Genomic DNA, 24,143 nt, shown 5'->3' on the forward strand with positions numbered 1-24,143 from the left:
CTCTTTTCTTTCGTTGCCGTCTAAGGTGAGCAAGCAGACTGTACGAAGAGCGTTCTGTAAAAGGAGCCTATCAGTCGTTGTCACCGATCCACACCTCTGCACATTATTTGTTAGTAGAGGCAATTCTGGCCGGGCTAACGCTTCTTGCTCTTTATTCGAAGGCCTGGCAGAACCTTGCGGCAAAAGCCGGATATTATTTTGCCCTACTAAGCAAACGACCAGTTGCGTGCTTCAGCGTCCTTGTTCTAGCTGGCATCCTGATAAGGACTTCACTTCTCTTTATAGAACCGGTTCCCAACCCGGTTATTCATGACGAATTCAGTTACCTTTTATCCGGTGACACTTTTGCAATTGGAAGAATCACGAATCCCCAACCGCCTGTTCCTGCGGCGTTTGAGTCTTTTCATGTCAACTTGTGGCCCACTTACCAATCGATGTATATGCCGGGCGTCGGATTCTTCCTGGCCGTGGGCTTTCTCTTGGGCAATCCGTGGTTCGGGGTTTTGTTCGCAACTTCACTGTTCTGTGGATTTGTCTACTGGGCAGTAGCGGGATGGCTTCCAGGAAAATATGCATTGTCAGCAGGCATTATTGCTCTCTCTGTCTGCTTTAATTGGAACTGGTGGTTTGATAATTATTTCTGCATCGCTGCGCAGGGCATCGGCGGCGCATTGGTCCTGGGAAGCATGCCTAGAATCTTGCGTCGAAAGACATGGCTTGCAACAATGCCATTCGGATTCGGCTGTGCTCTACTCCTTTTAACACGACCATATGAAGGCGGTCTCATCGCAATACCATGCACGTTGGCGCTGCTGTGGCAGTTGAGAAAGATCGGGGTCCAACAGATCCTGGCTCTTGCTTTTATCCCTGTTGTATTGGGCGCGGCAACATTGGGCTGGCTCTCCTATTACAACTGGAGAGGAACAGGGAACCCTCTTCTTCTTCCCTATAAGGTCAACTACCTCCAATATCACATCACCGGCCCATTTCTCTTTTCTCCAATACGCAAGATCCCCGCATACCACCACGACTTGATGCAGAATGGCTATCTCCACTGGGAGATGAAAAGTTACCACCTTCTAAAAAGGGCCCCCTTCCGCTTCGCCAATCTTAAGGCAAAGGTCTACTATCAGACCTTCTTCCGTGGATTTGGACTCATACTCCTCTTGGGATTATGGACACTATGGAGGAAGAGAAGTGGCATCCGATGGATCCCTCTTTTCGTCCTCCTAATCTTTAGTTTAGGAACAATTGTTGTAGCCTGGTTTCCATTTCCTCAGTATGGCGCCCCAGCTTCTGCACTCTTCTTCCTCTTGATTGCTTATGGGCTCTTCTATTTACATCACATACAGATTGGGAAATTGAGTGGCGTACATATTCTTCGCGGATTTCTCTTCGCTCAACTCATCTTTGCATCCTGTATTTTCTATCAACATTTTCAAAACCGCTCTTGTCCCTCGGGGATGTGGTACGCCGATGTTGAACGTCCACGAATCGAAAAGATTTTGACGCAAAAGCCGGGAAAACACCTCGTCCTTGTCCGCTATACAAAGGACCATCCCTACGTAGAAGAATGGGTCTACAACGAAGCCGATTTGCAAAAGGCCAGGATTATTTGGGCTCGCAGCACGGATTTCGATGATGATCGCGAGCTGGTACAAGCTTTTCCCGGGCGCCAGGTTTGGGTTTTGGAACCGGATAAACCGGAAAAGAACCTCGGCTCATATCACTTACCGGAAGCTGACTTTGCTCTTGAACGAAATCCTTTCAGGGATCGCCGCAGTTCGAAAACTAATGGGGGAATGGCTGCTTTACCAAAGAATTGAATAAGATGAGAGCTTTTTCCTCCAAACGACGCAATCTCCTTTGAAAACCTAGACTGTTTCTCTATTCAGAGCAGAACGACCTTTTCATTCGTTAGTTGCCGGTCTACAATCATGGCCGCGCAAAAAATGCCGCTCTGCTTTGCTCTTCTGTAGCAGCTGGAATAGCAGAACCACTCTAGAATCTCGGGTTTGAAAACAACAAGAGCAAGGAAATTGAACGAGGTTTCCTTTGGAAGGAGAAATCTAATGGCTTTCTGCCCAAAATGCGGAGCATCCTTAGAGAATGGTACTAATTTTTGTACTTCCTGCGGTGTCGGGACCGCAGCAGTCGCTACCCCAGTGAACACAGGTATTTCATCCAATGTGGCCGGGCTACTGTGCTACATCTTCGGATTCATTACCGGTATTGTATTTCTGGTTATCGAACCATATAAGCGGGACCGCTTTGTCCGTTTCCATGCTTTCCAATCGATCTTTTTCAATGTTGCTTCCATAGTCTTTTGGATAGTATGGAACATCCTTCAGACTGTTCTATCGTTAGCAACACATGGCATTCTCGCGATGGTCCTTATTCCAGTCGATCTATTGCTGGGTTTGGCATTTTTCGCCGGCTGGTTGTTCCTGATGTTCAAGGCCTATAACCACCAACAATACATGCTCCCCATCATAGGCCCGTTAGCACAAAAACAAGCTGAAACAGGAATCTAGAAAATTTAGGTTCGGCATAGACAAGGACAGGTATCTAGGGCATTTCCCGCATAGGTAGCGTAGAGAAGAGAAGAGAAGAGAAGAATAGCTCTTCTTTGCGGAAGATGCTCTAGGGCCGAATGACCACACCCGTGTAGGTGCTAGGTCAGCTCCCACAGCCGCAGAAGGTCCGCTGTTGCAGCCGCCATTTCTACAGCATGTGTAACAGCAGAGATTACAGCAGCCCCTTTCACATGCGCGGCAATACACCTTGGCAATGTTTGTGTATTGATTCCACCAATACACATCACCGGAGTTCTTACTGCGCCTGTTACTCGAAGCAATTCCTTCTCGCCCATAGGAGGAGTTGCATCCGCCTTACTCTTTGTGGAAAAGATCGGGCCGACTCCAAGGTAATCCGCACCAATGCGATCCATCAAAAGCGCTTCTTCATAGCTTGTTGCTGAAACGCCAAAGATCATTCCGGCAGGCAACATGTCCATAATCTGCAACGCGTCACCATCGTTCCTTCCAACATGAACTCCATCGGCTCTAATTGCGATTGCAATTTCCACCCGGTCATTCACGATCAACGGCACACCAGCAGGCCTCGTCAAGCGAAGAAGATGGCTGGCGGTTTCTGCGAAAGCAGCATCATCCATCTTCTTGTCTCGAAACTGAATCATCGTTGCTCCGCCGTGTATCGCGGCCAACGTAACGTCTTCATGAGAACGCCCCATTTCCGGAATGGACTCCGTAAGAACACAAAGACGTAGATCAAGCTCTTTCATAAATTCACTTCTTCAATACGCATCCCTTGCCGTAGCTGCTCTTCTTTCATATTTGCAACCGCATCGAAGAACTCTACCTGAAAGCTCCCTGGTCCATGAGCTTTTGCTGCAGCAAGCTCACCAGCAAGGCCATAGCCCGACAACGCTGCCGAAGCAGCAAACACATAATCTTTCTCAACTGCGGTGCAGGCACCAACTACTGCGGTAGACATGCATCCTGTCCCCGTCACGTTGGCCATCATTGGATGACCATTGGCAATACGAAGTAGTCGGCGTCCATCGGTAACTACATCAATTGCGCCTGTGACAGCAACTACACAGTTAAACTTCCTCGCACAAGCTCCGGCAATCGAGGCAGCATCCCCCCCTACATTGATCGATTCAACACCACTGATTTCAGCCTTTATTCCAGAGAGTGTAGCAACCTCTGCGAGGTTACCCCGTACCACATCGATCTTTGTTTCCCGCAACAGTGTCAAAGCACTTTCAGTACGAAACTTTGTAGCCCCAGCGCCAACGGGATCCAGAATGACAGGGATGCCCAGTTGATTGGCTCGTCGAGCTGCAAGGCGCATTGCCTTTACCTGTTCAGCCCACAGTGTGCCGATGTTCAATACGAGTGCACTCGCGGCACTTACCATCTCTTCGACTTCTTCCAGAGCATTCGCCATAACGGGTAATGCCCCGACACAAAGAGTGATATTCGCTGAAGTATTCATCACAACTGCGTTCGTGATCTGGTGAACCAGCGGTCGTTTTTGGCGAACGCGGGTAAAGATAGCTGCTGCTTGCGTTACGTTCATCTCCACACTCTCTAAAGGATCCGATGTATCGATTGAGGTTACGACGAGTACACCACAAACAACGGCCTGCGTGTCAACCCCACGCTATCGAGTGAAGACCTACAGGCAAGGGGGAAGAACAGCTTGCATTTGCGTATTCCTCCAACACTGCTATATTCTGTTGGCTGAAACAGGGGTGCCCACGAAAGTGAGCTGAGAAATACCCTTCGGACCTGATCCGGTTAGAACCGGTGTGGGGAGTTTTGAATGCTCGTGTCCATGCATTCGGCATGATCGCTTCTGTTTCGATACTTGAATTTGCGAGGCGATATGCATACAAAAGACGGACATTCTGACCGCAACCGCTTTCCCACCTATTCCTCAGCATCGCTTCGACAATACATTCAGGGCAGTCGAGCTGATCTGCGCGTTCCTTACCGTGTAATCAATCAATCGCCAACGCCCATGCAGGGAAGGACCGATGTGAATCCTCCGATTCCTGTCTATGACTGCTCCGGAGCTTATACGGATCCGGATTGTTCCATCGACTTGAGCGAAGGACTTCCTCAAGTGCGCAAGGCATGGATTCGGGAGCGGGACAACACCGTAGAGTCAGAGAATCAGGCAGCTACTATCAGGCCGTCTCTACCTTTTCGACGGGAGGTACTTCGTGCTCGTACGGGCTGCAATGTTACGCAGATGCACGCAGCACGAAAGGGAATCATCACACCTGAAATGGAGTTTGTTGCATTGCGAGAATCCATGCGTCTCGACGAGCTACGCAGCGATCCAGCCTATGCAAAACTACTCCGTCAACATCAAGGGCAATCTTTTGGCGCAACTCTTCCAGAAAGAATTACGCCGGAATTTGTACGCTCCGAAGTAGCAGCGGGACGAGCCATCATTCCGGCCAATATCAATCACGCAGAATTGGAGCCCATGATCATTGGCCGGAATTTCAAGGTCAAGATCAATGGCAACATCGGAAATTCCGCTGTCCTGTCCTCCATCGAAGACGAAGTAGAAAAAATGCTCTGGGCAATTCACTGGGGCTCCGACACAATCATGGATCTCTCTACGGGCAAAGATATCCATGAAACTCGCGAGTGGATTTTGCGTAATTCGCCTGTTCCCATCGGCACCGTGCCGATTTATCAAGCACTGGAGAAGGTTGGAGGGCAAGCAGAGGATTTAACGTGGGAGCTGATGCGTGACACGCTGATCGAGCAGGCAGAGCAAGGAGTCGACTACTTTACTCTCCATGCCGGAGTACGTCTGGCTTATATTCCGCTGACGGCAGAACGCCTGACAGGAATCGTCTCGCGCGGCGGTTCTATCATGGCGAAATGGTGTCTGGCACATCATCGCGAGAACTTCCTCTATACCCACTTTGAGGAGATCTGCGAAATCATGAAGAGCTACGACGTCTCCTTCAGCCTTGGAGATGGATTACGCCCCGGCTCAGTCTATGATGCAAACGATGAGGCACAATTCGCCGAATTAAAAACACTGGGAGAACTGACTGCTCAAGCCTGGAAGCATGACGTCCAGGTGATGATTGAGGGCCCAGGACACGTCCCGATGCAGCGAATTGAAGCGAACATGACCGAGGAGTTGCGCCATTGCTTCGAAGCTCCGTTCTATACACTCGGCCCCCTAGTCACGGACGTTGCGCCGGGATACGACCATATCACCAGCGCAATTGGAGCAGCACAAATCGGATGGTACGGCACAGCAATGCTTTGCTACGTCACACCGAAGGAACACCTCGGATTACCGGACAAGGAAGATGTGCGCACTGGCATAGTCACGTATCGCTTAGCTGCACATGCGGCAGATCTGGCCAAAGGCTGGCCGGGAGCGCAACTGCGAGACAATGCGCTCTCCAAAGCTCGTTTCGAATTCCGATGGGAAGACCAGTTCAATTTGAGCCTCGATCCCCAAAGAGCACGTTCCTATCACGATGAGACACTGCCTCACGAAAATGCAAAGACAGTGCACTTCTGCTCTATGTGCGGACCGAAGTTCTGCTCTATGAAGATTTCGCAGGAGATTCGTGATCAATATTCGTCCGAAGCAGAGAAGGGCATGGAGGAGAAATCTCGAGAATTCGTTCAGCTAGGATCTGAAGTCTATCGATAGTTCAGGAAAGTACTAGTTTCAAGATTTATCTGTTCTCTGAATCCTCAATAACTTCAGATCCCATTTCTTGCGAAGCAAGGATGAGGTCTGAAGTTTGTACATTATGGAGACGAAAGTATCTCTTCAGGAATTCAGTCATGAAGAAAATTTGCAAGGCTTAAAGATCAAGACGTTCTGCATCTACCGAGTCTCTAGAACGGTGGGATTCGGCAGCAGTTTCGTTAATACAACTCCATTCCGTCCACGCTCGTCCCGGAAGTAGCGGACTTCATTCACACATAAGGACATCAGGTATAACCCGAATCCCGACTCCTGCGTACCGTCGAGCACCGGTGAAGGCACTATTGTAGGGTCGAAGGTTTCTCCCAGGTGATAAAGCATAATAGAGACCTTATCGGGATATGCCTGCCCTTCGAGATCGATTCTCTGATCGGTCCGCCCATGATAGGCATGCTCCATAATGTTGGAAGCAGCTTCATGCACTGCCAGTTCCAGCGCATCGATATCGTCGTTATGCATCATTTCAACGGGCAAGCTGGAACAGAAGGTACGCACGAATTCCCGCACTTCAGACAGCAGCCGAAGATCGCTCTGAATTTCTTTCTCTGCGTGAGCAATGGGGATTTCCATCTCCTCAATCCTGATACACACACTGGTCAAATCATCATCGATGCGTCCAGTGCCTGAGAAGTCTAATACCGCCTTGCGAATAACTTCAACGATTTCCGAAGAGTCCAGATGAGCATTTGCGCTTACGAGCTCTTCCAGCCGTTCCATTCCAAAGGGTTCGTCGTTCTGATCCCGTGCCTCAGTAATGCCATCCGAAAAGAGGAGCAAAAGATCGCCTGGTGCAAAAGATACAGAAATCTGCTCGTGGATCTCGCTCTCGCGTACACCGAGAGGCAAATTGCTGCCGTGAAGCATTTTCGCGCATTTCGTTCTTGCCTGGAACTGAAGAACTCCCGTGTGCCCGCAATCGACAATTTGAAGCTCCTGCCTCTCCACGTTTATGCGGGCATAGCAGAGAGTAACAAAGCTTTCCAGATCAATCAGCTGGCGTACGATCTGGGCATGGGCAAGCATAACAACTTCTCGTGGCTCAGGAAGACCGTTTTCCCTCGGCAAGGCCATCAGATGGCTGAGTGCCTTTAGAAAGTGAGCTTTAGTCGCTGCACCCAATAATGCGGCGGGGGTCCCTTTACCCATTACATCGCCAACGATTACATCCAGATCTCCCTGATGGTGCTTGATAAAGATATAAAAATCTCCATCAATCCGTTCCGTAGGAATGGACAAGGCAGCGATACGGAGTCCTGGGACATCCATCGGAGGCGGGTCAAGCAATAGAGTTTGCTGAATTCGATTACCGATAGCTGCTTCTCGCTCTCGTGCCTCTGCCAGCTCGGCAGTTCGAGCGATAACACGTTTCTCCAGATCCGCATTCAACGCTCGGACTTCTGCCTCCGCTTTTGCGCGCTCGGCTCGCGTGCGCAGCGTAGTGATGCCGAAAGAGAGATCGTTAGCTAATTCCGTCAACAACTGAAGTTCTTCTGCATCGAAAGCATCCGGCTCCGCGGCATAGATATTTAGAGCTCCAAAGATTTCAGTATCCGAATCCACCCCGATAAAAAGGGGAATTGCAATGCTCGAGGCATAACCGCGCTCCAGAGCTGCATCACGCCATTGGAATACGCGAGAGTCCGTTGCCATGGATTTGATAATGGATGTCTTACCAGTACGGATACAGGTGCCGGTGGGACCGCGTCCGCGTTCGCTATCCTCCCAGGAAAGAACTAATCCGTCCAGATAGCCAGCCTCGCGTCCTGCCTGCGCAATCACTTTGACCGATTTGAAATCATCGTGTTCGGCACGTCCAACCCAGCACAGCAGGTAGCCGGCCTCCTGCACTACGATTTCGCATATCTGCTGTAATAGCGAGGTTTGATCCGTAGCCCGAATCAAGGCCTGGTTGCACCGGCTCAGAGCACGATTTGCCCGATAGCTTTGAAGCAACATCTCCCGTGCGTCTTTCAGCTCAGTCATATCGCGGACAAAGCTCTGCCAGCGGCCATCGGGAAGGATTCTAGAGCTGACTTCTACAGGCAAATAAGTACCGTCTCTGCGACGTAAAGACCACTCTGTGATCTGGGTCTTTCCCTCCAGCATTTGAGCTGCAGCCTGCTGCAGGCGGGGAACATCGGAAAGCGCGATGAGCTCGAAGATAGATTTTCCCTGTACGTCGCTGCAGGAATATCCCAGCATACGGCAGCCGGCTTGATTCACCGATGTAATCCGGCCGCTCGTATCGGCAACAAAAATGCCGTCGGAAGCTTGCTCAAAAAGACGGGATAGTTGCTCTTTAGTCTCACGAGCCTTTGATCCAGCAATGCGAGCAGCGGATAAGGCCACTTTGGCTTCGCGATTCGCACGCCGCAAACGCTCTTGAATCAGAGAGAGCAAGACGCCCATGCTCACATACATGAAAGCCGAAACCAAATAACGGAGATCTTTGCCCAATTGGTGTTCCAGCGAAATAAACTTCCACCAGACAAGCAGAGCCCCGATAAACGTTGAGACAATTCCCGGCCAGAGACCTCCAATCCACGAGCTGACAAAAACTGCAGGATAGAAAAAGAACCAGGAAAAGGGTCGAATCTGGGGCCAGAACCAATATTGCAGCAACGCAAAAAGAAAGGTCACAAGGTAAGCAGAGCTAAAGCGCAATGCCTTGCGAAGGGAGAGTATGCTTCGCGTACTACGTGCAGAAGATTTCACATCTACCTTGGCATTCTTTTGGGACTGGCTGAATGAGAGAATCTTCCGACAATCCGCCAGAAGCGTCTTCAGAAATCGAGCACTGCTTCGGGAAGGAGTCTCATCCTTTTGAGACTGACGTTCCAATTCCATCCCTTCCTCCATCGCACCTTATGAAGGTACGATGCTGCATCGCATAAGTTTAGCTCTGGATTATCTTTTCATGCGTGGAAATCGAGGCAAAACACCTCACACCAGTTATAGCCCGCTACATCTCGATACAATAAACGAACGTGTTCCAGAAGAACTGGGCATATGAACGGAGCATCAATGGGATCAGGGCGAGTAATGGGACTGGACGTGGGAAAAGTGCGCGTAGGAGTAGCACTCTCTGACCCGCTGGGATATACGGCACAGCCATTGCTGACGCTATGGCGTAAAAGCCCGGGAGAAGACCTGCGTAGTCTGTTGCGCTTAATCCGGAAGCACGAAGTAAAAGAAATAGTAGTCGGTAATCCTCTTTATCTTTCTGGAGAAGTGAGTCCTTGGGCTGCTAAAGTGCAGAGATTTGCGGAAGAGTTGCATCAGCGTTCCAATCTCCCTGTACATTTGTGGGATGAGCGATTGACCTCAGTTGAAGCTGAAGAGATTCTGGATGAGGCAGGATATGACCGGCGCAACCGGAAAGATGTCATCGATCAAGTAGCAGCTGTTGTGATTCTGCGGGGATGGATGGAAGCAAGGGAACGCTCGGTGGGCTCCTGAAGCAGTTTAGGAGTAGATCTCTTCGCGATAACCAGTCTTTCCAGCAGGAAAACCTCTCCTGCTGAAAAGACCGACATTACTTCATCCGTATGTGTGTCTGATAGCTTACTTCTTGATCTTCCGATAATGGCGAATCAGGTTATTGGTAGAGCTATCGTGCCCGAGAGATGGTTCCCCCTGGCTTTCGAGTTCAGGGATAATGCGCTGAGCCAATGCCTTACCCAACTCCACACCCCACTGGTCGAAAGAGTTGATCTGCCAAATGACTCCCTGGGTAAAGACACTGTGCTCGTAAAGAGCAACCAGCTTACCTAGAATCTCCGGTGTCAAATCCTCGGCAAGAATCGTATTCGACGGACGATTGCCTTCGAAGGTCCGATGGGGAACAAGCCAATCGGCTGTACCTTCGGCCTTGACCTGCTCAGGAGTCTTTCCGAAGGCCAACGCTTCGCTCTGTGCGAAGACGTTCGCCATCAGCATGTCATGATGACGGCCCAGAGGATTGAGCGACTTAGCAAAAGCCACAAAATCGCAAGGAATCAGGTGCGTTCCTTGATGGATCAGCTGGTAGAAGGAGTGCTGACCGTTTGTTCCAGGTTCGCCCCAATAGATTGGTCCAGTCGGATAGGAAACCTTCTCGCCATTCAAGGTGATGTATTTACCGTTGCTTTCCATCGTCAGCTGTTGCAGGTAAGCAGGGAACCGCTTCAGATACTGATCGTAGGGAAGAACAGCAATGGTTGAGGCACCGAAGAAGTCGGCGTACCAGATGCCCAACAAGCCCAGAAGGACAGGAAGATTCTGTTCAAACGGAGCAGTCCGGAAGTGCTCGTCCATTTCATGGAAGCCCTTCAAGAGTGCACGGAAATTCTCCGGTCCGATAGCCAGCATGGTCGACAAGCCGATGGCAGAATCCATCGAATAACGTCCGCCAACCCAATCCCAAAAGCCGAACATGTTAGCTGTGTCGATGCCGAACTTCGAAACTTCCTTAGCATTTGTCGAGACTGCAACGAAATGCTTGCCGACTGACTTTTCATCGCCTCCCAAGCCCTTCACCGACCACGCCCTAGCCGTATGAGCGTTGGTCATCGTCTCGAGAGTTGTGAAGGTCTTTGAAGAAACGATAAAGAGCGTCTCTGCAGGATCAAGATCCTGAACAGCTTCTGCAAAATCGGTTCCATCAATATTGGAGACAAAACGGAAGGTCAGGCCGCGATCAGTGTAGTGCTTAAGCGCTTCGTAGGCCATTACCGGGCCAAGGTCCGATCCACCAATGCCGATGTTGACAATGTTCCGAATGCGCTTGCCTGTATGCCCCTTCCACTCACCGCTGCGAACGCGATTGGCGAAGCCCGTCATGCTGTCAAGAACGGCATGTACATGAGGCACAACATCCTCACCGTCGACCAAGATCTTCGTCCCTTTGGGAGCACGCAGCGCAACATGCAGAACGGCGCGATTTTCAGTGATGTTGATCTTCTCACCGCGGAACATAGCGTCGATTCGAGCCCGAAGTCCCGATTCTTCGGCAAGGTCGACCAGAAGCTTGAGGGTCTCCTCCGTAATCCGATTTTTCGAATAATCCAGGAAGAGGCCGGCAGCTTCGAGAGTCATCGTTTCACCGCGCTTTGGCTCTTTCTCAAACAGATCCCGCAGATGAAGGTTCTTCACCTTTTCGTAGTGGGATTGGAGAGCCTGCCAGGCCTTCCGTTTTGGCAGCGGTTCTACACTCGAAACATTTTTGAGTGTCTCTACATTTGTCGCCATTTCTCTATTCCTTCCGTGTTGAGCAATTTGGGAATCTATGGTTCAGGAAGCAAGTCGGGCGTATGCTCGTACTTCTCCCAAAGACGAAACCCTCCCAGAAAGGCGTTGGCATTGTCGCCAACACGACATCCCTGAGGCAGTTCTTTAAGCTTTTTGACATTGCCCCCACCCAGAACAACGTCTTCCGGTAACAGGGCGGCTGTCAGATGTCCGACAATCTCTTTTACGTGACGCTCCCATTTCTTTTTGCCACGCTTCTCTATGCCGCGCAGTCCAACATAGTCTTCGTATATGCCCTTCTTATAGGGGAGGTGTCCCAGTTCCAGAGGAACAACGGTGCCGTCGATCACCATGGCCGAGCCGAGTCCTGTGCCGAAGCCGAGGAAAAGCATCTTTCCTCCTCTGTAACTGCCAAGCGCTTGCATGGCTGCGTCGTTTATTAACTTCGAGGGACGGTCAAAGACCTTATCGAAATCGATCTCCATCCATCCCGGGGCCAAGTTCGAAGGATCCATCAAAGGACGCCCATGCTGAACTGGTCCCGGGTACCCAATCGTCACGACATCGTACTTCCAGTCCTGTGCGAGTTCTTTAGCCCCTGCGATGATCTGTTCCGGAGGCATCTTGGGTCCGGAAGGGAACTTCCGCGGTGCATCCTCGCCGCTTGCAAGAATCTTGATGTGGGTCCCGCCAATGTCTACGACAAGTACTCTCAGAGGATTGCTTCGAGACTTCTTTCCCTCTCCCTGAGATTTACGAATGATTTTTCCGGAAACGGTAACTCTGGCCCTCATCAGGCTGTACTCTCCTTGAGCTCAAACGTCACTGCAATTCACCCTGCGTTATTTCAACACCTGACGCCGGGTATAAATTGACTACAGGACAGTTTATATAAGCATCGAGAATCGTACCTGCCGCTTTGATCCAGAGTGGTTACTGCATAGAACAGGAGTGGATCGGCTATGCATATTTCTCTGCTATATTTCCCGGGGTTTACCTGCATCCAGATGACTTGTGTCGTTCCATAGACGAAGCACAGGCTGATTCAGATTATGTTCATAGCCCACTTTGCTAAGGCTGGCTGTACCGAGCACCAAATTTCTTCCGGCAGCAGGCTCAAACCCTAGCCAACGAGCACCAAGAACTCTTAAAAAATGTCCACTGGAGAAGAGAATCGCCGGTTCCGGCCTCTCCCTGAGACGTTTTATGACGTTGTCGGCCCGAGTTGCCACTTGTTCACTGTTCTCGCCACCTGGGCAACCATCCCGAAAGAGCTCCCAACCCGGTCTCTTGGCCAGAATTTCGTCACTGCGAAGCCCCTCATACTCCCCGTAATTCCATTCACGCAGGTCTGGGTCTACTTCTGCTGCAGAACCAAAGCCGGCCAATTCACAGGTTCGCGAGGCACGACGCAAGGGGCTGGTAAAAACACGGGGGAAAAACAGGCCGCCCAAACGCTCACCAAGACAACGGGCATTTTGTTCGCCTCGCTCTGTCAGAGGCAGATCGGTCAGCCCGGTATGCTGTCCGCTGAGGGACCATGCTGTTTCGCCATGTCGGACCAGATAAATAAGGGGAAGTTCATCGCTCATATACGTTCAGATGGAGAATTCTGGTTATCGGTTCCACAGGAATAATTTCAACATTCTGAAGAGAGAAAGAAGAAAGAGAGCATTCGGAGGGTATTGTCTGTTGAGAATATAGCCTTCCAATGCGAGCATATTGTCATGCAGAAATACCTCTCGATAGGAACTGTGTTTTTGCTCGCAGGTTTCATCCTGGCGGGCAACGCAAGTGCACAGCAGACGCCCTCGGCTACTCCAAAGGCTTCAACAGCTGCAAAGCCCCGGCCTAAAGCTGCAACGACGGCCAAGACAACTACTTCTAAGACTTCCAAGACAACGAAGACAGAAACGAAACCTCTAGTGTTAACGACTCAAAAAGACAAGCAAAGCTACGCCATCGGATTAAATATCGGTAAAGGACTGCACCGTGACTCTGTGGATATCGATCCACAGATCTTTCTGCAGGGAATGCAGGATGCCTTGGCTGATCGCAAGTCACTGTTAACAGATGACGAAATCAGATCGACCATGATCGCCCTCCAGACCGAGGTTCAGAAGAAGATGGACCAGCAGCGTCAGGAGCTGGCAGATAAGAATAAGAAAGACGGTCAAGCATTTCTTGCCGCAAACAAGGCCAAGGAAGGCGTAGTCACCCTACCCAGCGGACTGCAATACAAGATCTTAAAAGAGGGAACTGGGGCTAAACCGAAGGCATCCGATACGGTGGTCTGCAACTACCGCGGCACCCTCCTAGACAACACGGAATTTGATAGTTCGTATAAGAGAGGTCAACCTGCGACCTTTGGCGTCGGTCAGGTTATCAAGGGATGGACTGAAGCGCTTCAGCTTATGCCTGTCGGCTCTAAATGGCAGCTATTCATTCCTTCGGAGCTGGCCTACGGAGATCGCGGACAAGGTCCCATTGGTCCCGGTTCTACGCTTATTTTTGAAGTTGAACTGGTATCTATCCAAGATGATAAGCCTGCACAACCAGCTGGACAGCCTGCGGCTCAGCCCTCCAGCCAACCCCAATCAACCAACAAGTAGGACGAAACTCCTTTTTGAACTAATCGGCGAGGAGTCAACACAAGTTGACTCCTCGCCAGGGGTTCAGCTCTCTCTCGAAAGTGGAGCGAAAACACACTCTATGCATCGAATAGAGAATGAATTCCCCGGATCTTTCCCTGATCGATTCCTCCTCGCCCAATGCTGGTAACAACCCTATTTCTCTCAGCTTCGAAAACACCTATGCCCGGCTGCCTGAGCGTTTCTACGCAAGAGTCGCCCCAGTTCCGGTGAGTTCCCCACGATTGATCAAAATCAACGAAACGCTGGCCGAAGCCCTGGGCCTGGATCCAAAGTTTTTAGCGAGCAGGGAAGGCGTCGAGATCCTGTCCGGGAACCGTGTAGCCGAAGGTTCTGAGCCACTGGCAATCGCATATGCCGGACACCAGTTTGGGCAATTCGTATCCTCCCTTGGCGATGGTCGTGCCAATCTGCTGGGCGAGGTGGTAGGTCTGAATGGAAATCGCTATGACATCCAACTGAAAGGATCCGGTCCTACGCCCTTTTCCCGACGGGGTGATGGCCGTGCTGCACTCGGCCCCGTCTTGCGCGAATACATAGTCAGTGAGGCAATGGCGGCGATGGGAGTTCCGACTACCAGGACTCTCGCCGCAGTTCTCACCGGAGAATCGGTTCTGAGAGAAACAGTTCTTCCCGGAGCCATTCTGACCAGAGTCGCATCGAGTCATTTGCGGGTTGGAACCTTCGAGTACTTTGCGGCTCGCGAAGATGTCGACGGAACACGGATTCTTGCGGACTATACGATCTCCCGGCATTATCCAGAGGCGGCAAAGGAACAGCATCCTTATCGTGCATTGCTGGACAAAGTAATCGCCAAACAAGCGCAGTTGATTGCTCACTGGATGCTGCTCGGCTTCATCCACGGCGTGATGAATACCGATAACACCGCCATCTCGGGCGAAACTATCGATTACGGTCCCTGCGCATTTATGGAAGCGTACAATCCGGCAACAGTTTTCAGCTTCATCGATAGATTTGGAAGATATGCATACGGCAACCAGCCCGGAATTGCACTTTGGAACCTGGCGAGGTTTGCGGAAACATTGCTGCCACTCATGGAGCAGGAGGAGGGAAATGCAGAAGCAGCATTGGAATCGGCCAAGCAAGCGCTCTCGGCCTTTGATCCTCAATTTGAAGCAGCTTATCTTGCAGGCTTGCGGCGAAAGCTTGGCTTGTTGACTGAGAAGGAAAGCGATTCATCCTTAGCCCAAGATCTACTGCAACGGATGGCCGCCAACGAAGCCGATTTTACCTTGACCTTCCGCCGCCTGTGCTATGCCGCCATCGATCCCAAAAACGATGCCGAAGTTCGAAAACTCTTCTCAGATCCCGCCGCTTATGATCGTTGGGCACTCGGTTGGCGTCAACGTCTCGAAGAAGAAGCAACCCACAATGATGCAAGAATCGCTGTAATGAAGCAGGCCAATCCGGCGTTCATACCACGCAACCATATCGTTGAAGCAGCGTTGAAGTCAGCAATCGAACAAGGAGATTTTCAACCATTTGAAGAGCTGCTTGAGGTTGTGACACGTCCATTTGAAGACAGGCCAGGACTAGAAAAATACGCAATTCCTGCACAACCGGAACAACGTGTCGTACACACCTTCTGTGGAACTTAACTCTCATCCGGGATACTCGGTGGAAACAGCTCAAATCTTTCACATTCGGGTCTCATGCCGCCGATGACATTTGTAATCACTGGGGAGACTACACTGCCGACGGCGACCAGAGAAGACGAGGGTGATAAGCATTTCTGCTTTAAATTTCTCCAGAAAAGAGCGAGCCGCTGAAGGTTTGCGGGGTATAATCGGCCTGTCGTGAGCGTTCTCCCCAAAACGCCACCGGTTTATCGGCCGATCTCGCCGCAGGCCGTAGCGCCACCGGTATACAGACCACAGCAGCCAGGACAGGCAGGTGTGCAGTTAAAGCCAGCGGCTAAAACCGCGCCAATCCGTTCAGCTCCTCCTATTTACAATCCTCAAGAAAAGCGTATCCTCACAAATCCACCCCTGACGCCACGAATGGCAAACCCAAGCTCCATTCAACCTCAAGCACAATATGAGTTGAGCCGTCCTGTCTGGGGCAGCGGGCGGCAGCAGATTCAGGTAAAAGTAAAAGGCTCACCGCTACCAGTAGGCTCTGTCGAAATTCATTATCCGCAGGCAGGTAAGGCATTCATCTCTGACCTTGAGGTGGCTCAGTCGCATCGCCGTCATGGAGTAGCCACAATGTTGATGAAAGCGGCTACAGAAAGCGCTTATCGGATGGGTAGCCGCCTAACGGAGTTGGAGGTGCGGCCTGGAACAGGAAGTATCTCCAATCAGGCACTAGTCGGGATGTATCAAAAACTTGGCTTCAAAACAGCAGGAGCCTCCGAACGCGGAAATTCTTTAATGGTGCGGCAATCGAATCCACCGACATTGCAGCGCATGGTTGCCAATCTTCGTGGAAGTCAAATCATCCAGCGATCACAGAACCAAAGAGACATCAGAGCGGCCAAAATCTACAGCGGACAGCATGGCGGGATGTGGTATCCGTCTGGATCTTCGAGCTTGTCTGATAAGGCGTGGCAGGAACACGGCATTACTGCCCATGAGCTAGTAAGCGGTCCGCGTAGCGATATGCCAAGGACCAAAGAAAATATTGAAGCATATTGGGCCGACCATCCCAAGATCACCCGGTCTCAACTTGCCGCACGCTTTGAAATGACCACAGCGGACCTCGATCTCCTCGGCGTACGTATGAGTCTCTAGCAGAACACCTAATGTCTGATAACAGATATTCTGTATATCTAGCAAGTCGTTTAATCCCAACACATAGCTCCGTAAGTGCTGCGTTCTGCCGCTACCTGTATCATTCCCCACCGTCTTTTTTTTAGTTGCCCGATCCCCCAAATACTTGCTCTACCCTCCCGCGGAATAAGCAGGACTCGGAAGTGTTTTTTCGTAGGGAGTTCCCATGTCTGACATTGAACGCTACATATTGAACAGCTACGCCAACCAATGGTTAGCAAAAGTGAAAATGGCATCTGCACGTGAGAATGCAGATGCAGTTGCAACTCTACGTGATCAGATTCTGACGGAGGTCAACGACTGTCTGCGGCAATGGAATTCGCCAGTGAAAGTTCGCCGTGGAGCGCTTGAGTGGGAGTGCCATGTGTTCTGCGCGGGAGTGTCACGTGGAGACTACCCCTATTTAGTAGGACATGCAGCCTCCGATCACTTTGCGGGACAAAATCCAGCCCGTGCCCTTCTGCACTGGGCCGCAGGATCAAAACCCCTCGCGCAGCTAAATTCTCATTTGGCGACTATGGCCATCATCATCTTTTTCGCCGAAGTGGCCCGTGGCTACAGCTCCGAAGTAAAAGAATTCGAGAATTGGCTCCGTGAAACATTGCAAAGCGCCGCTAGCAGAAGAGCACTTCCTCTTTGGCAAGAGATCTTTGAGCGCTTTACCTTTCCTCTTACGTCTATACAGGATGAGTTGCAGTCCGATTGGACTTAAAGTGGGTTTTCAATAAATGTCTCGGGACATCCTTTACACACTTCTATAAAGAACGTCCCGAGCATATTAGTTTTATTGGTAGGCACCAATGCTTGGAGGATTGGTCCTCGCAGCACCTACAATGTCCGTTGTTTCCCCGGTAATCGAAACTCCTGCACCCTTCGCCGGACTGCCCGAAGTGAGCTTGAAGTCGAAATTATCCAGTGTCGATTCGCTGGAGATCTTGGCCGGTTCGTTCTCGAACTTAGGATCTCCGCAAAGCTCATTGGAATATCCCGTTGAAGGACACCCGCTGTTTCTCTCGTTGTAGATCAGATTGTGATCCCTCTGAGTAAAGTTCAATCCAGATGAGAGGTAGGCGAAGGCCGGTGGCTGCCCTCCGTTGTAATTCGGATCGGCATAGCCGAGCATAAGGTTGTTACGGTAGATCAGCTGGCTCGAACTGCAGCTGTTGCTCCCGCACTGCATATCGAGGGTCACATTCGAATACCCTACGATACTGTTATTTTCGAAATGCAGGGTACCTCCATCTTGAATCGCCATCGTGATTCCATCACCGTTTGCGCGGCAATAATCGGAAAGCGAAGCATTAAATTGAGGCGAAATATCCCCAATTGGCGCTGACAATCGATTGCAGTTCGTTACCGCTACATTGTTCTGGAACACGATATTGGTCATCGGGCCCAGCTTGTACTGTTGCCCCATGTTTCCGTAAGACGACGAGTTGGTAACTGAAATCTTCGAGCCTGTTACATGTAAAAGATCCAGTCCATCCTGCGTGTTATAGCGGAAGAGGCAGTGATCACAAGTGAAGTTGAGTGCCGTATCCGGTGTTCCAACTCCGTCTCCATAGCCGCCAGAGTTGTCATCCTGGCATGCTGTTGCCGGATAGTTGTGCGCAATTGGATACTCTTCCGTGCATCCGTTCCATTCGACAGTCAGATGGCTGGCGTTGACACCAGCGCTACTCGACGATTGTCCACTGCCATCGTCAAACTCCCAACCTGCCAATGGATTCGTCGCAATGCGTACATTGTTGACAGTGACAGTTCCTCCGATCATTCCCTGGATTCCGTTATTAGCGAAACCATGGATGTTCAAATCCTGGAGCCAGATGTTCTTTGTAGTGATGTCGGTCATGATGCCATTTCTGGCGTAGTCATCCGAACCATAGATGCAGTTTTGGCACTGAGAATGATCAGTCAATTCAAAGCACTGAACATCCACATATTGCGTGCCAATCATATAGAGATCGGCATAAACGCCCCATCCACCGAACAGCTGAGTCTTGGGACTGGTGCTGCAGCTACCGTAGTTTTCACCCAGAATCCGGGTGTGACGGCTGGAGGTTCCGGACGGGATCGGAGGATTGTAGGCGAGATAGGAATCTCCGAGATTGCTACCGAAATCACCGCCATTGGCATCTTGCCCGATACGCCATGGGCCGCCACGAACAATGACCGTATCGCCTCCGGCAATTACCCAGGCCTTAGCCTTGCCGTCGGTATAGAGATAACGGAAATCGTCAAAGGCACAATTCTGGTTTGTACCGCTGCCAGGATATGCCTTATCTGCTTTTCCATTGCACTGTCCATTCGTCTTGTTTGCCGAATAGCGCGTGCCACCATCGGGGCGAACATACCAGGTAGTACCGCCTGATTGCGAATTAATCTGCAAAGTGAGGCTTGCAGAAGCATCTTGTTTTGTCGAAGAGGAGTCGGTCACCAAAACTCCAAAGTTGAACGAACCACTCTTTGTTGGTGTTCCCGAAAGAGTTCCACTAGAACTTAAGCTCAGACCCGAAGGTAAGGAACCGGAGGTCACACTCCACTTATAGGGAGTTTGCCCGCCACCTGCGCTCAAAGTAGCACTGTATGCGGTTCCCGCTGTTCCACTCGACAAACCTGTGGTTCTGATAGCAAGGGATGCCGATGAACTCTGGATACCCAAGGAGAATGTTGTTCGCGTCCTCTGCGGCGTTGTCCCATCATAGAGCAAGACCGTAATGCTGAAGTTGCCACTCTGCGTCGGTGTTCCCGAAAGCACACCGCCCTTACTAAGGGTTATTCCTGCGGGCAATGTTCCAGCTGCCAGGTACCACCTGTAAGGTTGGTGGCCATTCTTGGCACTAAACTCCGCATAGTACGGCGTTCCAATCTTGCCTACAGGCAAACTCGTTGTGGCAATAGCTAGCGGTAGCGCACTCTGAATACTTAAGGTCAGAGACCTCCTTACAGTACGTGGATATTTTGCAGAATCTGTAACCGCCACGGATATGGGGAAATTTCCGCTTGTCAAGGGAATCCCGGAAAGGACTCCCGCTGTAGTTAAGCTGATTCCTGTAGGCAAAGAACCAGACGCTATGCTCCACTTCAGTGGTGCATAACCACTCGCTGCCTGAAGAACCGCCTTATACACTCCCCCAAATTGGCCGGAGGGAAGACTTGTGGTGGAAATTGTAGGAGAAGTGTAGCTCGCCGAAACAGTAGCTGCTTCAGCTCGATCTGCCACGAGAAATATCGCAGCAAATATTAACCAAATAGTAATCCACCTACGCGTAAACATACCAGTACCTCGTCCGAAATATTGACTTTCAAGTTCGGCAGAAGTCATCCCTTGTCAGTGGCTTTCGCGCGGACAAGCGTGATTAGAAAGAATAAAATTGATCTATTTAGGACGGTTGGCGAGCGTCAGCGGATAACAACTCTACATCCAACTCTGTGCGGGATTTTTCTCGAAGAGTCCCTGTCGTTATTGTTACTAGTTAATCAACCATACCACAAAGAATCCTGCGACCGTCAATTCTGCGTCGACTCTCGATAGTGCTGGCGTGTTGACTCCCAGTGTAGATGCGAACGACATCGGATATAGTTCTCTACCCTGTAGCAAAATCTTTTTATCAGCGGGTGAGGCCATTCCATTCGGTATAGTGTTTGGCCACAAATGAGCGCACAACCGGAACAGGAAAAGCAGGAGACGTACAATTAAGAAGTGATTTCAACTGAGGAGAAGAACTTGTTGTTTGGGAAACTAATGCCCACTCTGACCTTGGGAGTCTTGCTGTTTGGTACAGGAACTTTAACTTATAGCCAATCGTCTCCAGCAGCGAATCCAATTCCGGTTATCGATGGAAACGCCGGCCCATGCTCTGTGGAATTTCGCGTAACAAATACTAAAGGAGCACCTGTATATAACGCCAAGGTCGCTGTACGAGTTGCTTATGGCTTTACAGGAATGCGCAAGTTGGATTTAGAAGTAGGAACAAACAGCGACGGACGGGCCCGCTTTACTGGACTCCCGAACAAAGTAAAAGCCGGGACACTCCTCTTTCGAGCGACTCAGGGAAACCTGTCTGGAACAACTTACTACAATCCGACCACGAATTGTAACGCGCACCAGGACATAGTTGTTTCAACAGAGAGTGAATAACCGATTGGCAAGTCTGTTTCCCAGGCAGGAAATATTCTAGGACGTACGACTTTATCAGGCGAAGGTACTTCCCTTCCTCCGCCTGATAAAAATTTTTGTTCAGAGAATCATTTACAACCTAGGGATGGTACTCATAGGCTCCGATGCTCGGAGGATTCGGCCTCGTCATTCCGGTGTAGTCAACGGTCAACCCGGTAATTGGTGTTCCTGTGTTTCTTGCAGGACTTCCTGAAGTTAGATTGAAGTTGAAATTATCGAGCGTCGTCTCATCGGTCAAAGTTGATGGTTCGCCAACCAACTTAGGATCGGAACAAAGCTCACCGGCATAAGATCCACAATCGTTGGCACCATTCTTAAGCTGGTTATAGATCAAGTTGTGATCCCGCTCGGTGAAGTTCAAACCGGATGAGAAATAGTAAAACGCCGGCAACTGCCCATTGTTATATTTCGGATCGGAATATCCAACCAGCAGATTATTACGGAAGATCAACTGGCTGGAGCTACAGGTATTGCTGTCGCACTGAAAGTCCAGCGTAACGTTTGAGTAGCCAACAATGCTGTTGTTCTCGAAGCGAAGAGTTCCGCCGTTGATTAAAGCCATTTGAATACCGTCTCCGTTAGCACGGCAATAATCTACGAGCTTACTGTTGAAACCAGCAGCAATATCCCCGATCGGTTGAGATAATCGGTTGCAATTCGTTACAGCCAGATTATTTTGGAAGAGGATATTTTGCATCGGCCCCGTCTTAAACTGCTGCCCCATATTGCCGTAGGAGGCAGAATTCGTAATCGTGATATTCGAGCCCGAAACGTGATATAGATCAAGCCCGTCCTGTGTGTTGTAGCGGAAGAGGCACTGATCGCAGGTGAAGTTCAAAGGAGTATCGGGCGTTCCAACCCCATCTCCATACCCGCCCGAATTGTCGTCTGCACAGGAGTTTGCCGGATAGTTGCGGGTTATCGGATACTCCTCGTTGCAGCCGCTCCATTCCACGGTCAGGCGACTCGCATTCACCGCAGCACTCGTGGAGCTCTGTTTGCTCCCATCGTCGAACTCCCAACCTGCTAAAGGATTCCCGGCAATTCGCACATTGTTCACATTCACCGTTCCACCGATCATCCCCTTAATTCCATTCTCGGAGAGTCCGTGGATATCAAGATCCTGCAACCAGATGTTCTGCGTGGTGATATCCGTCATAATGCCATTTTTTGCAAAATCATCCTTTGAAGCATTGCAGTTTAAGCATTGTGAATGATCGGTGAGTTCGAAGCATTGGACATCGACATACTGCGATCCTATTAGATATAGATCTGCGTAAACGCCCCACCCTCCAAACAACTGAGTCTTCGGACTGGTACTGCAACTCGCGTAATTCTCTCCCAGAATCCGGGTATGTTGATCCGCTGTTCCGGAAGGAATTGGTGGATTGTATGCCAGGTAGTAGTAGCCCAGGTTATCGCCGAAATCTCCTACAGGGTTAGAGTTCACTCCAACACGCCAGGGGCCACCACGAACGATCACGGTGTCACCGCCGGAGATTACCCATGCTTTGGTAGTCCCGTCCGTATAGAGATAGCGGAAGTCGTTGAAAGCGCAGTTCTGATTCTTTCCGCTTCCCGGGTAAGCTGCATCAGCCTTGCCATTACATTGTCCCGAGGTCTTACTGGAGGAATAGCGAGTCCCGCCATCGGGCCGCACATACCATGTTGTTGTACTGACGGCATTGATTTGCAGCGTCAGGCTAGTTGTCGCCTTCTGCTGGGTAGTACTCGAATCGGTTACCACGACAGCAAAGCTGAAGATCCCGCTCTGTGTTGGAGTCCCCGAAAGCACTCCCGCAGAGCTAAGAGTAATCCCACTTGGTAAGGAACCAGACCCAAGGCTCCAGGTATAAGGTACCTGCCCCCCAGTTGCGGCCAATGCGCTGGAATACGCTGTGCCTTCCCTGCCAGCCGGCAGAGAGGTAGTCGTAATCGTCAATCCCTGAGTTGTAGAACTTTGAATCGACAAAGTGAATGCTTTGCTCGCGGTCTGCGGAGTCGCCGATGAATCTGTGACGGTTACAGTAAAGGTGGAGCTGAGGCTCTGTGTGGGCATACCTGACAGAACGCCAGCAGCACTCAAGGTAAGACCGGATGGCAATGTCCCACTAGTCACACTCCACGTATACGGAGTCTGCCCCCCAGTTGCGGCCAATGCCAGAGAATAGGAGGTACCAACAGTACCGGAGGCCAGGCTCGAGGTTGTGATCGTCAAGGGAGAAGACGCAGCTGATTGAACCACTAAGGTAAATATCTTTGCCGCGGTCAGTGGCGTACTTGAAGAGTCCGTAACCGATATCGTGAAGGTATAGCTGCCGCTCTGCGTAGGAATTCCGGAAAGGACTCCTGCAGTACTCAAGGTAAGTCCGGCCGGTAACGCGCCGCTGGTTACTGTCCACGAGTATGGAGTCTGCCCTCCGGTTGCCGCTAATGTTGCCGAATAGCTCGTGCCAACAATTCCAGCCGCTAACGAAGATGTTGTTATAGCGAGAGAAGAAGTTGTCGCGGGCTGGATCACCAATGTAAGAGATTGACTGGTCGTCTGCTTGGACGTAGAAGAATCGGCTACAGAGACGGTGAAAGTGTAGCTACCGCTTTGGGTCGGCGTTCCGGATAGTACACCTGTGGAGCTGAGACTGAATCCCGTCGGTAACGTGCCATTGGCAATCGTCCATGTATACGGAACCTGACCTCCAACTGCCGTCAGAGCCGTGGCGTATGCGGTACCTACAGCACCGCCAGGCAAGCTAGTAGTTGTAATTGTTAACGGAGTCTGGGTAGGGGTATGAGCAGTAGTGTTATCACCACAACCAAACGTCTGGAGAGAGGGGATCAATAAAAGGAGTGCAATCAGTATTTTTCTTAGCGGCATAAGGGCGCCCTAGATTCCTGCCTATGGCATGCTGCCATTTTTAGAGCAGTGCTGTCATGAAGATTAAAGGTTAACTGCATTCGTGCGGTTGTGAGGTATCTGAAGGGACAATAAAAGGTTAACCACAG

Annotated in this window: 17 protein-coding genes and 1 riboswitch; of the genes, 9 read left to right on the forward strand and 8 right to left on the reverse strand. The window is 50.6% G+C overall.

What is annotated here, in order from left to right; translation table 11 throughout:
* Positions 1 to 77: 77 nt before the first annotated feature.
* Together AC6I7T_RS02935 and AC6I7T_RS02940 are read left to right on the forward strand one after the other, a co-directional pair.
* The gene (locus tag AC6I7T_RS02935; protein WP_497791800.1) at positions 78 to 1,826 is read left to right on the forward strand and encodes a hypothetical protein; all 1,749 of its coding nucleotides are present in this window, start codon (positions 78 to 80) and stop codon (positions 1,824 to 1,826) included.
* 246 nt (positions 1,827 to 2,072) lie between these two features.
* Positions 2,073 to 2,534 (forward strand): magnetosome magnetite crystal formation protein family, encoded by a 462-nt coding sequence (locus AC6I7T_RS02940; protein WP_497791801.1) that lies wholly within the window; start codon positions 2,073 to 2,075, stop codon positions 2,532 to 2,534.
* Between the two features lie 140 nt (positions 2,535 to 2,674).
* Here the strand turns inward: AC6I7T_RS02940 and thiE are convergent, their stop codons facing one another.
* Both thiE and thiM read right to left on the reverse strand, forming a co-directional pair.
* Positions 2,675 to 3,304 carry a thiamine phosphate synthase gene (gene thiE, locus AC6I7T_RS02945; protein ID WP_497791802.1) on the reverse strand — a complete coding sequence of 210 codons (630 nt, stop codon included), beginning with the start codon at positions 3,302 to 3,304 and terminating at the stop codon, positions 2,675 to 2,677.
* Positions 3,301 to 4,107 carry a hydroxyethylthiazole kinase gene (thiM, locus tag AC6I7T_RS02950; RefSeq protein WP_497791803.1) on the reverse strand — a complete coding sequence of 269 codons (807 nt, stop codon included), beginning with the start codon at positions 4,105 to 4,107 and terminating at the stop codon, positions 3,301 to 3,303. Before thiM ends, thiE begins: the two co-directional genes overlap by 4 nt.
* 161 nt (positions 4,108 to 4,268) lie before the next feature.
* Positions 4,269 to 4,363: riboswitch (TPP riboswitch) on the forward strand.
* A gap of 53 nt (positions 4,364 to 4,416) precedes the next feature.
* Here thiM and thiC point away from each other — a divergent pair.
* Entirely contained in the window at positions 4,417 to 6,228 is a 1,812-nt protein-coding gene (gene thiC / locus AC6I7T_RS02955) for a phosphomethylpyrimidine synthase ThiC (RefSeq protein ID WP_497791804.1), read from the forward strand.
* 180 nt (positions 6,229 to 6,408) lie between these two features.
* Here the strand turns inward: thiC and AC6I7T_RS02960 are convergent, their stop codons facing one another.
* Entirely contained in the window at positions 6,409 to 9,135 is a 2,727-nt protein-coding gene (locus AC6I7T_RS02960; RefSeq protein ID WP_497791805.1) for a SpoIIE family protein phosphatase, read from the reverse strand.
* A gap of 177 nt (positions 9,136 to 9,312) precedes the next feature.
* Between AC6I7T_RS02960 and ruvX the strand changes: the two genes are divergently transcribed.
* A complete protein-coding gene (ruvX, locus tag AC6I7T_RS02965) occupies positions 9,313 to 9,747 on the forward strand; it encodes a Holliday junction resolvase RuvX (protein ID WP_497791806.1) in 435 nt (144 codons plus the stop codon).
* A gap of 105 nt (positions 9,748 to 9,852) precedes the next feature.
* Here the strand turns inward: ruvX and pgi are convergent, their stop codons facing one another.
* The 3 genes from pgi to AC6I7T_RS02980 form a co-directional block, all read right to left on the reverse strand.
* Positions 9,853 to 11,517: a glucose-6-phosphate isomerase gene (gene pgi, locus AC6I7T_RS02970; protein ID WP_497791807.1), complete on the reverse strand. Its 1,665-nt coding sequence runs from the start codon at positions 11,515 to 11,517 to the stop codon at positions 9,853 to 9,855.
* A 35-nt stretch (positions 11,518 to 11,552) separates the two neighbouring features.
* Positions 11,553 to 12,311, reverse strand: a complete 759-nt coding sequence (locus tag AC6I7T_RS02975; protein WP_497791808.1) for an ROK family protein — start codon at positions 12,309 to 12,311, stop codon at positions 11,553 to 11,555.
* 183 nt (positions 12,312 to 12,494) lie between these two features.
* A complete protein-coding gene (locus tag AC6I7T_RS02980) occupies positions 12,495 to 13,109 on the reverse strand; it encodes a histidine phosphatase family protein (protein WP_497791809.1) in 615 nt (204 codons plus the stop codon).
* 135 nt (positions 13,110 to 13,244) lie between these two features.
* On the opposite strand from AC6I7T_RS02980, the gene bamJ reads away from it, so the two are divergent.
* The 4 genes from bamJ to AC6I7T_RS03000 all read left to right on the forward strand — a co-directional run bounded on the left by bamJ (position 13,245) and on the right by AC6I7T_RS03000 (position 17,672).
* The gene (gene bamJ, locus AC6I7T_RS02985; RefSeq protein WP_497791810.1) at positions 13,245 to 14,129 is read left to right on the forward strand and encodes a BamJ family beta-barrel-assembly machinery protein; all 885 of its coding nucleotides are present in this window, start codon (positions 13,245 to 13,247) and stop codon (positions 14,127 to 14,129) included.
* Between the two features lie 116 nt (positions 14,130 to 14,245).
* Positions 14,246 to 15,787, forward strand: coding sequence for a protein adenylyltransferase SelO (locus AC6I7T_RS02990; protein ID WP_497791811.1), 1,542 nt, complete (start codon positions 14,246 to 14,248; stop codon positions 15,785 to 15,787).
* 198 nt (positions 15,788 to 15,985) lie between these two features.
* A complete protein-coding gene (locus AC6I7T_RS02995) occupies positions 15,986 to 16,921 on the forward strand; it encodes a GNAT family N-acetyltransferase (protein ID WP_497791812.1) in 936 nt (311 codons plus the stop codon).
* 205 nt (positions 16,922 to 17,126) lie between these two features.
* Complete coding sequence (locus tag AC6I7T_RS03000) at positions 17,127 to 17,672, forward strand: hypothetical protein (protein ID WP_497791813.1); 546 nt, start codon at positions 17,127 to 17,129, stop codon at positions 17,670 to 17,672.
* Between the two features lie 72 nt (positions 17,673 to 17,744).
* Here the strand turns inward: AC6I7T_RS03000 and AC6I7T_RS03005 are convergent, their stop codons facing one another.
* Positions 17,745 to 20,183, reverse strand: a complete 2,439-nt coding sequence (locus AC6I7T_RS03005) for an Ig domain-containing protein (RefSeq protein ID WP_497791815.1) — start codon at positions 20,181 to 20,183, stop codon at positions 17,745 to 17,747.
* Between the two features lie 480 nt (positions 20,184 to 20,663).
* On the opposite strand from AC6I7T_RS03005, the gene AC6I7T_RS03010 reads away from it, so the two are divergent.
* Positions 20,664 to 21,101, forward strand: a complete 438-nt coding sequence (locus tag AC6I7T_RS03010; RefSeq protein WP_497791816.1) for a hypothetical protein — start codon at positions 20,664 to 20,666, stop codon at positions 21,099 to 21,101.
* A 118-nt stretch (positions 21,102 to 21,219) separates the two neighbouring features.
* Here AC6I7T_RS03010 and AC6I7T_RS03015 read toward each other — a convergent pair whose 3' ends face one another.
* Entirely contained in the window at positions 21,220 to 24,015 is a 2,796-nt protein-coding gene (locus AC6I7T_RS03015) for a putative Ig domain-containing protein (protein ID WP_497791817.1), read from the reverse strand.
* Between the last annotated feature and the right edge of the window lie 128 nt (positions 24,016 to 24,143).

It is taken from the genome of Humiphilus diazotrophicus (assembly GCF_059726315.1).

Excerpts from the sequence above, each read along its gene's own strand:
- AC6I7T_RS02980 (WP_497791809.1), bottom strand. The coding sequence starts at position 13,109 with ATGAGCGATGAACTTCCCCTTATTTATCTGGTCCGACATGGCGAAACA.
- AC6I7T_RS02975 (WP_497791808.1), bottom strand. The coding sequence starts at position 12,311 with ATGAGGGCCAGAGTTACCGTTTCCGGAAAAATCATTCGTAAATCTCAG.
- AC6I7T_RS03015 (WP_497791817.1), bottom strand. The coding sequence starts at position 24,015 with ATGCCGCTAAGAAAAATACTGATTGCACTCCTTTTATTGATCCCCTCT.
- AC6I7T_RS02990 (WP_497791811.1), top strand. The coding sequence starts at position 14,246 with ATGAATTCCCCGGATCTTTCCCTGATCGATTCCTCCTCGCCCAATGCT.
- pgi (WP_497791807.1), bottom strand. The coding sequence starts at position 11,517 with ATGGCGACAAATGTAGAGACACTCAAAAATGTTTCGAGTGTAGAACCG.
- AC6I7T_RS03000 (WP_497791813.1), top strand. The coding sequence starts at position 17,127 with ATGTCTGACATTGAACGCTACATATTGAACAGCTACGCCAACCAATGG.
- thiE (WP_497791802.1), bottom strand. The coding sequence starts at position 3,304 with ATGAAAGAGCTTGATCTACGTCTTTGTGTTCTTACGGAGTCCATTCCG.
- AC6I7T_RS02960 (WP_497791805.1), bottom strand. The coding sequence starts at position 9,135 with ATGGAATTGGAACGTCAGTCTCAAAAGGATGAGACTCCTTCCCGAAGC.
- thiM (WP_497791803.1), bottom strand. The coding sequence starts at position 4,107 with ATGAACGTAACGCAAGCAGCAGCTATCTTTACCCGCGTTCGCCAAAAA.
- AC6I7T_RS02940 (WP_497791801.1), top strand. The coding sequence starts at position 2,073 with ATGGCTTTCTGCCCAAAATGCGGAGCATCCTTAGAGAATGGTACTAAT.
- thiC (WP_497791804.1), top strand. The coding sequence starts at position 4,417 with ATGCATACAAAAGACGGACATTCTGACCGCAACCGCTTTCCCACCTAT.
- bamJ (WP_497791810.1), top strand. The coding sequence starts at position 13,245 with ATGCAGAAATACCTCTCGATAGGAACTGTGTTTTTGCTCGCAGGTTTC.
- ruvX (WP_497791806.1), top strand. The coding sequence starts at position 9,313 with ATGGGATCAGGGCGAGTAATGGGACTGGACGTGGGAAAAGTGCGCGTA.